9 protein-coding genes are annotated in these 13,324 nt (G+C 35.8%); 3 read left to right on the top strand and 6 right to left on the bottom strand.

The window, feature by feature from the left end:
- Nucleotides 1-20: 20 nt before the first annotated feature.
- A complete protein-coding gene (locus AC6CHR_RS13475) occupies nt 21-1,607 on the bottom strand; it encodes a peptide chain release factor 3 (RefSeq protein ID WP_498249441.1) in 1,587 nt (528 codons plus the stop codon).
- Between the two features lie 698 nt (nt 1,608-2,305).
- Here AC6CHR_RS13475 and AC6CHR_RS13480 point away from each other — a divergent pair.
- The gene (locus AC6CHR_RS13480) at nt 2,306-2,722 is read left to right on the top strand and encodes a hypothetical protein (RefSeq protein WP_498249442.1); all 417 of its coding nucleotides are present in this window, start codon (nt 2,306-2,308) and stop codon (nt 2,720-2,722) included.
- A gap of 120 nt (nt 2,723-2,842) precedes the next feature.
- On the opposite strand, the gene AC6CHR_RS13485 is transcribed toward AC6CHR_RS13480, so the two are convergent.
- Complete coding sequence (locus AC6CHR_RS13485) at nt 2,843-3,019, bottom strand: hypothetical protein (RefSeq protein ID WP_498249443.1); 177 nt, start codon at nt 3,017-3,019, stop codon at nt 2,843-2,845.
- Nucleotides 3,020-3,108: 89 nt separating this feature from the next.
- On the bottom strand, nt 3,109-4,863 hold the full coding sequence (locus AC6CHR_RS13490) for a methyl-accepting chemotaxis protein (protein ID WP_498249444.1): 1,755 nt from the start codon (nt 4,861-4,863) through the stop codon (nt 3,109-3,111).
- Between the two features lie 460 nt (nt 4,864-5,323).
- Between AC6CHR_RS13490 and AC6CHR_RS13495 the strand changes: the two genes are divergently transcribed.
- Nucleotides 5,324-5,659 carry a DUF3221 domain-containing protein gene (locus AC6CHR_RS13495; RefSeq protein WP_498249445.1) on the top strand — a complete coding sequence of 112 codons (336 nt, stop codon included), beginning with the start codon at nt 5,324-5,326 and terminating at the stop codon, nt 5,657-5,659.
- Nucleotides 5,660-5,916: 257 nt separating this feature from the next.
- Here AC6CHR_RS13495 and AC6CHR_RS13500 read toward each other — a convergent pair whose 3' ends face one another.
- A complete protein-coding gene (locus AC6CHR_RS13500) occupies nt 5,917-9,084 on the bottom strand; it encodes an efflux RND transporter permease subunit (RefSeq protein ID WP_498249446.1) in 3,168 nt (1,055 codons plus the stop codon).
- A 196-nt stretch (nt 9,085-9,280) separates the two neighbouring features.
- Here AC6CHR_RS13500 and AC6CHR_RS13505 point away from each other — a divergent pair, with 196 nt between their 5' ends.
- Nucleotides 9,281-10,147 (top strand): TetR/AcrR family transcriptional regulator, encoded by an 867-nt coding sequence (locus AC6CHR_RS13505; protein ID WP_498249447.1) that lies wholly within the window; start codon nt 9,281-9,283, stop codon nt 10,145-10,147.
- Between the two features lie 470 nt (nt 10,148-10,617).
- On the opposite strand, the gene AC6CHR_RS13510 is transcribed toward AC6CHR_RS13505, so the two are convergent.
- The gene (locus AC6CHR_RS13510; RefSeq protein WP_498249673.1) at nt 10,618-11,910 is read right to left on the bottom strand and encodes an ABC transporter substrate-binding protein; all 1,293 of its coding nucleotides are present in this window, start codon (nt 11,908-11,910) and stop codon (nt 10,618-10,620) included.
- Nucleotides 11,911-12,162: 252 nt separating this feature from the next.
- Nucleotides 12,163-13,173, bottom strand: coding sequence for a substrate-binding domain-containing protein (locus AC6CHR_RS13515; RefSeq protein ID WP_498249448.1), 1,011 nt, complete (start codon nt 13,171-13,173; stop codon nt 12,163-12,165).
- Nucleotides 13,174-13,324: the final 151 nt, after the last annotated feature.

Raw genomic sequence — 13,324 nt, forward strand, 5'->3', positions numbered from 1 at the left:
AAAGAGTTAGCTTTTTTTACTTATTTATGTGAGTGGACACCTTGGTAATCATTTTCCTCTAAAAGGTCGACTAACTCGATCTCTTTTTGATTTTCTAAGAAATATCTTAACGTATATTCATTTTCAAAAAGAACAGCATAGGCACCATATCGGTCACGAACAAGCATGCTTCGCGAATCAAAGAAACGCTTTTCAAACTTTTCGCTTTTAATCCAACGTGGAATTCGTTCACCAAGTGGCGTGAATTCAAGATCAACATTGTATTCAGCCTTCATTCGGTACTCAAATACTTCAAACTGAAGTTGACCAACTGCTCCAAGGATCATCGAATCATTTAAGTCTTGACGGAATAATTGAATCGCGCCTTCTTGAACAAGCTGTTCGATTCCTTTTCTAAATTGTTTTGATTTCAACACATTTTTCGCTTGAACACGTTTAAATTGTTCAGGTGGGAATTGTGGTAGCTCTTCGTACTGATACTGCCCTTTTCCCTCGATTAATGTGTCACCGATTTGATAAATATTTGGGTCATAAATTCCAATTATATCACCAGGATATGCCACATCTACTGTATCACGATCTTTCGCCATAAATGCTTGTGTTTGATTTAATTTAATCGTTTTATTGGTTCTGCTTAGATTGACACTCATGCCCCGTTCAAATTTTCCTGAACAAACTCGAAGGAAAGCAATCCGATCACGATGAGCAGGGTTCATATTGGCTTGAATCTTAAATATATAGCCTGAAAATTGATCCTTTTCAGGGTTAACCAAGCCTTCATTCGTTTTCCGAGGCTGTGGCTTCACGGCAAATTCAAGGAAGGTATCAAAGAATGTCTGCACACCAAAATTTGCTAACGCACTTCCGAAAAACACAGGTGTTAATTCACCTTTTTCGACACGCTCCTGAGTGAATTCATTACCAGCCTCTTCAAGCAATTCAATCTCACCTAATGTATCTTGATAGATAGGATTGTCTTCAATTCCATGTTTAGATAATTCACTTATAGGGATGAATTCCTCTTCTTCGTCACCTTTATACTGGACAACTTGATCTTTAAAACGATCGTAAATTCCTACGAAACGTTTTCCCATTCCGATGGGCCAATTCATCGGATAAGATTCAATACCAAGGACTTCCTCAATTTCTGCAAGTAATTCTAGTGGTTCTCTTCCTTCACGATCTAGCTTATTTATAAAAGTAAAAATCGGAATACCTCTCATCCGACAAACCTTAAAGAGCTTGATTGTTTGTGGCTCTACACCTTTAGTCGAGTCGATGATCATCACAACACTATCAACCGCTGTTAATGTACGATAGGTATCTTCACTAAAATCCTCATGTCCAGGTGTATCCAAGATATTCACATGAAAATCATGATACGGAAAGCTCATCACACTGGAAGTAACGGAAATTCCCCGTTTTTTCTCAATTTCCATCCAGTCAGAAGCAGCAAATTTACCTGACTTTTTCCCTTTAACCGTTCCTGCAGAACGAATAACTTGACCAAAATATAATAGTTTTTCTGTTAACGTTGTTTTACCAGCATCCGGATGTGAAATAATGGCAAATGTACGTCGTTTATTTATTTCCTGTTGTAAGCTCATTAGCGATAACCTCTTTTTATATAGGGCCTTTTCTAAAAGTTTGTTTCTATCAAACCTAAAAAATTGACCGTTGGATTTTTTTCGTTTAAATCAGAAGCTATTTTGCAAGAAAATGGCTGGATAATTTAACGAATAGAGCAAGGCTCATTTCAAAAATGTATGGTGAAAAAGAAAAGTAAAAATCTGCATTAAGATTTTTACTTTTCGAATGAAATCTATCTTCAATGAATAAGACAATCTTTTCATACGAAATGAGCACGAAGACAGGCTAATACGTAAAGAAGTGCCAATACGAAAAACAGCAATCTTTGCGACAACCTCTCTATATAAATTCGTGTTTCAAATATACTACAAAGACAGCGAATTAACAATTTGTATTAAACGAATGATTGGTACTTCGCGATGGTATTTACTGGTCACTATCATTACTTCAGCTTATTTTAAGGTAAGAACAATAGTAAAGTATTCTTGCTTACATCATTTTTACGTCTATCATAATCACCTTGTAATCTTTATCTGTGAAACTTTTATATACGATTGCCGTCTAATCTAATTAGAAAGGGCGTGTATATCCGATGAGAAACTTTAAACCGTTACTTTCTTTTGTTATATTGTTGTCACTATTATTGGGTTGAAGTAATGACACAAACGAAAAAGAACGACAATCTAATGAAGAAAATAACCAATTTAACTTTGTTGTGACAGCAAGTGAAAAGATTTTGCCTACTAATTTTCATGATATTGCGTTTGAGAGAAAAGAAACACCTTTATTTCAGTATTTAGTAAGAAAATCCGTTAATGAACTTGAATTTGAAGAAATCTGTAATTTATATGGATTTGAAAATAAAACACCAGACGTAGACCTTAAAAAGAAAGATGTTTTTTTCATTGGAGTTCATGAATCGGGAAGCTGTCCCTACAAGATAAGTAATATAGAACTTAGCTCTGACAACAAGAACATCACAGTGTCTTTGTCAGAACCAGAGGGTACATGTACTTCTGATGCAACCCCGAGAACATTTGTCATCGAAATTGAAAAAGAAATTTCTAAAGATGTAGAGAGCCTAGTTATTGTTCAAAGCGGAGTAGAAACAAGCGTACCGTTTGAGAACTAAATAAATGTAAATGAGTTAAAAATTTCCTTTTCATGTAATTTGTGAATATGAATAGATAACAGAGCCTATTATATAATAACTCGTTATCATATGAAAAAAACAGGAGCACCCCCCTGTCTTTCATTGTTCATAGTGTTGGCTGGTACGTTTATGTTTTGCTGCCTCTTCTTCTGAGTAAAGTAGCTCCCAAGTGTTTTTGTATCGATACTTTTTTCCCCAAATGCTAACTAGCATTTTAAGACCAGTTATCATGCTTAATAGGAGTAGTGATACGATTAAAAACAAAATAGTCTCCATAACATTCTCCCCCATTCTCCTTGTACATATATATATATGTACCATAGGGGAGAAAATGCTACTCAATCAATAATATTAACGACGGTCATTTACACTTTAAAGCGGCTAACAATTTCTTGAAGCTCACTTGCCATCTTGCTAAGGGCTGTTGCCGAAGATGAAATCTCCTCCATTGATGCACTTTGTTCTTCAGCAGATGCTGCTACATTTTGGGTATTTCCTGCTGCTTGTTCAGATAAACTAGCTACTTCGTTTATCATCATAACCATAGAATCAGAGCTAGCTGATACTTCTTCAACAACTGCAGATACATCATGAGAATGTTCTGCTACCTCTTCTATTAATTTAGCTATGCCTTTAAACGCATTTCCGGTTTCTTCGACCTTAACAATCCCAACATCAACAGCTAACGAACCATTTTTCATCGACACCACTGCGTGATCTGCTTCATTCTTAATCTCTACTATAATTGTACTGATTTCGTTCGCAGCTTTGCTTGACTGCTCCGCAAGTTTCCGAACCTCATCAGCAACCACTGCAAATCCTCGACCATGCTCACCAGCTCTTGCCGCTTCGATTGCCGCATTTAATGCAAGTAAATTTGTTTGATCAGCAACTTCTGTTATTAGTGTAACAATACTGCTTATTTTATTTGATTTTTCTCCTAAAGAATTAACGACATTAGCAGTTGTCTTTACTTGGTTTTGAACAGTATTCATCTGTTCAATTGTTTCTCCAACAACCTTATTTCCAGCTGTTGCCTGCTCATTGGCTCCAGTTGATAACTCGGCTACGACTTGAATTGAAGTTGCTGCCTGATTCATTCCCTTTGATATCTCATCAACAGCTTTATTTGTTTCATTTGCTTGATTCATTTGGGACTCAGAACCATTCGCCACTTCCTGAATAGCTTCTGATATATGCTCAGATGCTTTCGTTGATTGCTCTGCACTTGCTGTTAATTGCTCTGATGTTGCAGCCACTTGTTCAGAATGCTCAGAGACTGATGTAATCAATGATCGTAGACTTCTTGTCATGTCATTAAAATCCCTCGCAAGGCTACCAAGCTCATCCTTATTTTTTATCTTAATTTCTTCAATCACTAAATTTCCAGATGCAACTTGCTTAACCTGGTCAGCCATTTTTCGAATTGGTACTGAGATATTTCTAGTTAACAACAATCCTAGGAATGCCGACAGTAAAATGGCTGCAGCAATAAAGATAATCGACACAATATTTGATCTATTATAAAGATCATTACCTTCTTTACTTACTGCATCTGCACTCTTTTCACTGATTTCCACAAGCTTGTTCATATTTATGCTTATGCTAGATAAATCCCAACTACCTTTACGGAGGATTTCCTCTGCTTTCTCAACGTTATTGGCCTTACCTTCCGTGATCACTTCATCGTGTATCGCTAAGTAATCAGTCCATCCTTTTTTCACTTCATTATAAAGCTCTTTCTCTTCACTATTTAAATCTAGAGATTCATAGCTTTTAGCGGCCTTTTGGTATTTTTCTAGAATTGATTCCATCGATAAAAGATATTCACTTTTATTACTATCATTTGTAGAATTCACATAAGAAAGCTCTTTCGAAACAAGGGCTTCTATTAAATACCTCATTTCAGAGATATGCATAACAGAAGGAAGTAGTTGCTCAGATACCTCTGTTGAATTATTTTTCATACGGTTCATATTCGTCATATTTACAGCACTTAAAATAAGAATAACAACAATAATTGAGGCGAATATTGTAAATATTTTTCTACCTACAGACATTTTCAAATTTAAATTCATGTTCATTTTTACATTCAATTTCTCTTTCAAACTCTTTTTCATACATATGCTCCTTTTCTACTTTGTATAAATCAACTGCGATGTTAAGTTTTTGTAAGGGTTTAATTAAGTTATCGTTAAGTTACATTGGTTATATCGGCATACTGAGTTAATTTTTAACAGTATTTTAACTATTTTCAAAAAAGAATTGAGTTGATACTAAATTACCGATTGTTGCTTTCTTAACGTTGCTTCTAAAGGGTTGAGGTAATAGCGTTATATGTGGGAAGACGTGTTTGAGGGTTTAAGCGATTTAACTAAATCAGACCAATTGGAGATGTCGAGAAGCACATAATAAAAGACCTCAGTTATGTGTAATGGGTTTAGTTATGGAGGAGAAAACATTAAATAACACGCTATTTGGGAGTGCAGATCACAATGGGTTTGTTGGATTGCTAAACAAGTCCGAAACCGATATGGATTTAAAGTCGTCTGATCTTATAAAGGGGAAGGTGTGTAGTTAATGAAAAGAAAATTTTTCATTGCATTTACTGTTATATTGATCAGTATTTCACTCGTAGGATGTGGTAAGGGTGATATGGAAGGTATTATTTTAGAAGTAACAGAAAATGAGATACTACTTTCAGATAATCTTTCTCGGGACAAATACGAAGAAATCAAAAATAAATCAATTTCAGAGATACAGGAAGAGGAAAAGGGTATTCCTTTAATTTATTTAGCTTATGACAATAAAGAGGAGTGGTCAGAAGGTGATGAAGTAAAAGTATGGATTGATGGAGATGTACGTGCATCCTATCCTGAGCAAGCTAATGCTAAAAAAATACAATTAAAAAAATAAGTTTTTTTACGATCAGGAGCAATTGTTAAGCAAAATATAACAATTTTCAAATCTGAGCTTTTTTGTGACGTTTTTTATACTGTTAATTCATTATTATCCTTTTAGTTATCTCAGAAAATGTAACCATTAAAAGTCGCAATAGCAACAATCTTTACGAAAACGTCCATTTAATTAGTACTAGATCAACAAACTATTAAAAAAGAGCCTAAAAAAGGAACCTGACTATATAAAGTCAGGTCCTCAAACAGTCATACTATTTATTCTTCTTCAACTAATGATTTATTGCGACGTAGTTTTCCAAGAACCTCATACACAATAGGTACAATCACAAGTGTTAATAATGTAGAACTTACTAGGCCACCTATAACAGTTACGCCTAATCCTTTGGAAATAATGCCACTACCTTCAAGTCCTAATGCTAATGGGACTAGGGCACCGATTGTTGCGAGTGCTGTCATTAAGATTGGACGTAGACGAGTTGTTCCAGCTTCTAATAAAGCTTCTCGAGTACTTAGTCCTTCTTTTTCTTTATTTATCACTCGGTCAACAAGGACAATTGCATTTGTTACAACGATACCGATGAGCATGAGCGCACCCATCATTGCATTTACACTTAATGTTTCACCTGCTAGGAATAATCCAACCAGTGCTCCAATTACTGTAAATGGTAATGAGAAGAGGATTGCAAATGGTGCTAACCCACCACCGAATGTAACCACAAGAATGAAGTAGACGATCGCAATCGCTGCTAGCATCGCAAGGCCTAGCTGTGTAAATGATTCTTGAATATCTTCTGTTACACCACCCATATTAATATCCATTGTAGCAGGAATATCAATATCTTCGACCTTTTCTTGCACATCAGCTGATACTTTTGCTACATCATTTGTTTTAATATCTCCTGAAACCTGTACATAGATTTTACCATCACGTCTAGTAACCGTATTTGAGGTCTCACCTTCAACAACCTCAACAACATCACTTATTTTCACTTCTTTTCCAAGAGGTGATTGTATGGTCTTATCTGTAAGGTCAGTTACTGTATCTACTGTTTCTTCTTCTACTTGAAGATAAACGGTTAATTCTTCTCCATCCTTTTCAACCTTCGTTAAAATCGGACGTTCTCTTTGTGGACTAAGCTCCATTCCAATTTGTGCAGCTGTTAATCCAAGCTTACTTAGCTCTTCTTGATCCGCAACAAATGTATACTCATCATATGTTTCAGACATACTTGATTCTACATTTTCAAGTGAGTCATTACCTGCCATGATCTCTTCAACTTCTTTTACAACAGGCTCAATTTCATCCATGCTGTTTCCATAAACAAACATGGTAATTCCACTACTTACTCCTGCTGAAGCAAAGTCCTGTGAACTCCATTCGCCACCACCATCAGCTGTTGCCTTTAAGTCCTCGATTACTTTTTCTTTCTCTTCACCGAAGTTCGGTGTATCTTCATCATATTCTACAAAGAAGATCGCACTATTTGTATCCCCAGGACTCATAGGATTTTCACTACCTAATGAGTATTGAACGGTATTTACATTCTTTCGATTCATGAAGAAATCTTCAGCTATACCCGTCTGTGCTTCAGCCTGTTCTCTAGTCTCTCCTGGTTCTGGAGAGTATGTGACCATCATCATTTTTTCATCTTCTGAAGATAAGAAGCTTACCCCGATAACTGGAATGAGGAATAAACTACCTACTAACATGATGATCGCAATTGCGGATGTAATGATTTTATGATCTAGCGTCCAGTTTAATATTTTACGATAACCACCAGTAAATTTACCTGGTTTGTGTTCATCATGCTTAAGCTTTTTGCCTTCCCCGTATAGGTTCTTCTTAAATAAACTATGTGCCATCATTGGTACAATCGTAACCGCTACTAGCAATGAAGCTAATAGAGCAAAGACCATTGTTAACGCAAATGGTAGGAATAGTTCACCAATCATTCCTTTTACAAGAGCTAACGGAAGGAAAACTGCGATCGTAACGACTGTTGATGAAAGAATCGGAATAAACATTTCCTTGGTTGCCTCACGTACTAACGCTTTCCCTTTGAGTGGTTCTCCTTTTAGAGCCATTCTCCGATAAATATTTTCGATAACAACAATGGAGTCATCAACAACCCGACCAATCGCCACCGTCATCGCACCCAGTGTCATCATATTGAGGGTAATATCCATTTGTTTTAAGAGGATAATCGCAATTAATAACGATAATGGGATTGAGATAATCGAAATTAATGTTGATTTTATATCTCTTAAAAAGATGAGAATAATCACAACTGCGAAAAGTGCTCCAAACAATGCCTTACTTAACATTGTGCTTACGGATTCTTTAATTGGTGTTGCTTGGTCAAGAGTATAAACAATATCTAAGCCTTTGATTTCATCTTCAAACTCAGATAATTCTGTCTCTATTCCTGTTGCAACATCAACTGTATTCGCATCAGTTGCTTTGGTAATTTGAAGCCCAATTGCTTCTTTTCCATTTGTTCTAGAAATGGACTCAGCTTTACCGACTAATTTAATATCAGCTAGTTCAGATAGCTTAACGGTCGGTAACTCAATATTTTGCGCAGCTTGAGATGCTTCTGCTTGATCAGGTAGTCCAGCAAGGCTTGCCTGACCAGTCATATCAGGAGCTTGACTCCCTTGCCCAGCACCTGCATTCGAAGGCATAACTGGGATAGCAAGATTTTTCAAATCCTCTAAACTAACAATATTACCGTCTACGACTACAGATTTCTCTGAGTCATCTAATGTGTATATGCCAAGCGGGAACGCAACGTCAGCACCTTTAATCAGGTTTTGCACCGTTTCCTCATCTAGACCTAATTCTTGCATTTTTTCATCATTAAATGTAAATTCTACTTCCTCAACTTGCTGTCCAGCTATTTGAACGGAAGATACACCTTCTACGCCTTCTAAAGCAGGAAGGATTTCATCCTCAACAACGGTAGTCAATTCTGCAAGTGATTGATCTTCGTTTGCAATACTAAGCGCTAATATTGGAAAGGCGTTTATACTTAGCTTTGAAACTGTTGGTTCATTTGCCCCCTCGGGTAGTTCAATGTTTTCTAAGCTATCTTTTAATTCATCCTCAGCTTCATCCATATTTTTTTCATATCCATATTCAATCTGGATCGATGATGCATTTTGTAAGGAGTTTGAACTAACGACATTGACTCCACTTAAATTCCGAACGACTAATTCAATTGGTTCAGTAACATTTGTGGCAATTTCATCAGGTGTTCCTCCAGGGTAAACTGTGGTAACGGAAATAATTGGAGTGTTAATATCAGGTATTGTTTCTAATTTCATATTTAATCCTGAATATAAGCCTGCAGCTGTTATAATGATCGTTAACAGCCAAACTGCAAATTTGTTCTTTAAAACAAAATTAATAATGCTATTCATAATATCCCCCAATAACTTTTAATATCATTTGACTATCGAGTCACAATAACTAATAATATAAATGACCAATCGTTCATAGTCAACCAACATCAATAAGATCACATATTAATTTTTTGTAAATGTGAACATTTTATCCATATTATCTTTGGCATAGCCAACAAGTAATTATAAAGTCCTAAGGGAGATATCGATTAAGATGAAAGAAAAAGAAAAGAAAATTATCGAGGCGGCAGTAAGCCTCTTTGCTAAAAAAGGCTATTCGTCAACATCTATCCAAGAAATTGTTGACCTTTGTGAAATGTCAAAGGGTGCTTTTTATCTCTACTTTAAATCAAAAGAAGCACTATTGCTCGCAGCCTTTAAATATCAATTTCTATCGATCCAAACCAAATTAGATTCATTGTCCATCGAAGGTTTAACACCGCGAGAAACGTTTATTTCTCAATTAGAAGCACAATTAGAAGAAGTACAAAAAAATAAAGATTTTATTATTATGCAAACACGTGAACAAGCAATCCCGATGAATGAAGAGATCGAAATGTTCATTCGCAAGATGTCGACAGAAATTGGACAATCCTATCATACGTCTTTAATGAAAATGTACGGTACTACTATTGAGCTCTTTGTTCACGACCTAAACATGATCCTTCAAGGAATCGTTCAATCATACTTGAAGCTGATTATTTTTGATAAAGTAAGCTTTGACTTACAAAAATTAGCGATATTTATTCTAAATAGAATTGACGACCTAGTCACCGGGTTTTCCCAGTCTAGTGAACAACCTATGCTAACTGCTGACTGCTTGAAAAAATTGTCTGAAATTTATCCAGAACCAACACCAGATAAAGAGGAAATCCTCAGACATCTAAAACTAGTAAAAAATCAAGTAAACAAAGAGGAAATCCTGATTACGTTTGAGGTATTAGCTGCCGAGATCAATTTGGAAACTCCTAGAATACCTGTTATTCAGGGGATGCTCAGTAATCTTAAGGATGAACCTGGCTTGCAGAAAGTGAAAAAGATGATTGAAGTCTTTTTCGCTTTGGACAAAAAAGACTACTGACTTATGTTGATTCAGTTTGTATATCTTGGCCAGATTATCTGATCAATTATTTACACGAATCAGTAAAACCCCCTTTCAATTCGAGAGGGGGTTTTGTATGTAGGCACAACAAAATTATTAGGAAAGAGCCTTATTAAGTCTATGCAATTGTTTCGATTTCTATTTGAGCTGTTGCCGATCTAAACTTCCAAGTTGATCTGTAAGTTGTCACCTTGAAAGGCTAATCCAAGAGGTATCTCTACTTCTTGATCATTTATTCGCCTCAAGTTACGATTGCCATCCAATTTCTAATAAACACAACTATGTATCATTAATCAAGAGTACATTTTAAGTGACTTACTTTTATAATCTATCAACTTCGGGCAAAAACCTATCATTCGACAAAATCCGAGCCTATTTCGACGCTGTTCTTCCGCTTAGCTACGCAAAAAAAAAGCGAAAGGCATCACTTTAGCCCTTCGCTTCAACTATTACTTCGTTACTTTCTCTCTGGCAGCTTTCCAGTCGCTATTGAGATCATTCATAATATCATCAAAGCTTTCATCTGTATTTCCAATCGCCGATTCAATAATACGTTGTTTGAATTCTGGTTGGAATAAACCAATTTGCCCTTCGCTATCGATTGCTTCATTCCAGCCTTCTTGACCTTCTTTAGCTGGTGCATTTTTCAATAGTTCTACTCCAAGCTCTTCAAACGATTTCAACGTTTCTGGGAAATCATCGCCGATAACTGGTGAAATTCCGCCATTTTCAACAGCATAGTTTGATTCGTTAACAAACCAGTCAACCCAAGCCTGAGCTGCTTCTTTGTTTTCACTATTTTTATTTATCCCAATTTTATAATCGCCACTACTCTCTGAGTATTGCTTGCCATCATGGTTATAAGGGAAAGGCATATAACCAATATCATCTGGATTTTCTGCTAAAGCTTGTACTTGAGTAATTGCCCATGACCCTAATACCATTGTCGCAATCTTACCTTTAGCCATCAATTCCTTTGATTGTTCCCAATCTGTTGTTAATGGATCAGGTTCAATCAATTTATTCTTAGCTAAATCATGCATAAGCTTGTAAAGAATATAATGTGGTTTCCCTTTAGAAAACGGGTCATCCATATTGACCATTTGACCATGGACATAATCTTCTTCACCAGAAATTGCTAAACGGTTTGGCTCCCATTGTGTTAACGGCCAACCGGCAGCATAGTTTGTATAGTAAGGAATCGCATCTGTGTTTTCCTTCACCTTTGTTAATGCATCAATAAACGCTTCAGGTGATGTTGGAATATCTTTTACGCCAGCCTCTTCAAAGACTTTTTTATTATAGACAACCCCTTGAGCATTGACGACGATCGGAATTCCATAAACTTTATTTTCATATGCATCTTCATCTACATGTAAATACGTTTTACTTAATTCATCAACTGTACCAAGTGGTTCAAAATAATTACTTAATTCTTGGACAGGAACGTCATTAGGAATCAGCAGAGCATCTCCATATTCCTTCGAATTCATACGAATTTTAACTTGTCCTTCATAATCAGTAATTCCCTCAAATTCAACCTTTACATCTGGGTATTTTTCATTAAATTTTTTCGCATAGTCTTGAAAAACTGTATCCACTATATCTGTACGATTTGTTAAAACAAGAATTTCTCCAGAAGGACCTGACCCTTCAGTTTTTGACCCTTCATCATCATTCTCGCCGCTATTATTACCCTGCGCGCAACCAATTAATAATCCAAATGATAAAACAGTAAACATTGATAGCTTTAGTAATTTTTTCACACTGCGACCTCCTAGATAAGCTTATCGTTTAAGTTACTTTTCTATTTTAAAATGGTAACGCTTACTTGTCAACTAAAAAAACTTTCACTGATTTCTTTATCCCTTTTCTGCTATCCTCCCCTAAAAATGCCATAAAAACACAAATAAGCTAGAACATTTTCTTGTCCTAGCTTTTTTTGGTTGAAGGTCTTTTTCAGCTACAGGAAGTACCAGCGATTGATCAATATCCTAGTCTGCTAATTGCTTAACAGAATCGCGATAGATTATCTTGCCTTTGACTGATACTTGTTCCAACTTCTTTGTCTTGCTCTTCAGCTTTGAGATGATCAACTTGACTGCCGTAATCGACATTTCTTCAACATCTACCTCAACTGTTGTTAATTTCGGTTCAGAGATTTGCGCAAAAATATCATTATCAAAGCCAACCACCGAGCAATCCTCTGGGACACTGTACCCTTGTGAATTTAGCTTTTGAATTAAGTTATAAGCGATTTGATCACAGTTACAAACAAACGCTGTGGGAAGCTTTTCTGGTAGTTCGATGTCAATATATTTCCCGCGCTCATCACGATCATTAATAATATAATTTTGGTTTAGTGGTAACTGATGTTCAAGTAATGATTTATAAAATCCTAAATATCGATCCTGAATACTACTAGTTGAATAAACATTACCAACAAATCCTATGTCTTTGTGGCCATTTTTTATCAGGTGGTTCGTCATTTCATATACACCGTAGAAATTATCGGTAATGACTGTATCTGCCTCTGCATCTTCATTATAAAAGTCAATATAGACGATCGGGATCTCAATACTATTTAAAAGATTTATATATTCATTACTGATTTGACCTAAAATAAGCAGACCATCAACTTTTTTATCATAGTATATTCTCGGTAGTACCTGTTGATCTTCATCTTCAGAACTAAGAATGTGGAGAATTCCACTATACTGATTTTGATCTAATACTCTGGCAATATGCTGGTAAAATTTTAAATAGAATGATTGTATTTCGCCAGTAAACCGCTCAGGAATGATGACACCGATATTATACGCATGCCCTTCCTTCATTGATTTAGCCATTGTATTAAATCGATAGCCCATTTCTTCTGCTACCTCTTTAATTTTTTGTTTGAGCTCATCACTTACGCCCTCTTTATCATTCAATGCTTTTGAAATAGTAACACTACTAACACCAAGTCGTGCTGCAATGTCGCGCATTGTTACATTACTTCCCAAGAATAACACCTCCGACACTCACTAAATTAGACAATTATATATAAAAATTCTTTAGTTAAAGGCAGTTTTTCACACTGATTGTTGCTTTCAAAAATAATAAAACAAAAAGCAACAAACTACCAGAAAAGAACCTACTTAAAACAAAGTCCAT

The sequence above is a fragment of the Metabacillus sp. GQ13 genome (assembly GCF_059758525.1).

Bases quoted from the DNA above. Each gene is read 5' to 3' on its own strand.
- AC6CHR_RS13475 (WP_498249441.1), bottom strand. From the start codon at position 1,607: ATGAGCTTACAACAGGAAATAAATAAACGACGTACATTTGCCATTATT.
- AC6CHR_RS13485 (WP_498249443.1), bottom strand. From the start codon at position 3,019: ATGGAGACTATTTTGTTTTTAATCGTATCACTACTCCTATTAAGCATG.
- AC6CHR_RS13490 (WP_498249444.1), bottom strand. From the start codon at position 4,863: ATGAAAAAGAGTTTGAAAGAGAAATTGAATGTAAAAATGAACATGAAT.
- AC6CHR_RS13495 (WP_498249445.1), top strand. From the start codon at position 5,324: ATGAAAAGAAAATTTTTCATTGCATTTACTGTTATATTGATCAGTATT.
- AC6CHR_RS13500 (WP_498249446.1), bottom strand. From the start codon at position 9,084: ATGAATAGCATTATTAATTTTGTTTTAAAGAACAAATTTGCAGTTTGG.
- AC6CHR_RS13505 (WP_498249447.1), top strand. From the start codon at position 9,281: ATGAAAGAAAAAGAAAAGAAAATTATCGAGGCGGCAGTAAGCCTCTTT.
- AC6CHR_RS13510 (WP_498249673.1), bottom strand. From the start codon at position 11,910: ATGTTTACTGTTTTATCATTTGGATTATTAATTGGTTGCGCGCAGGGT.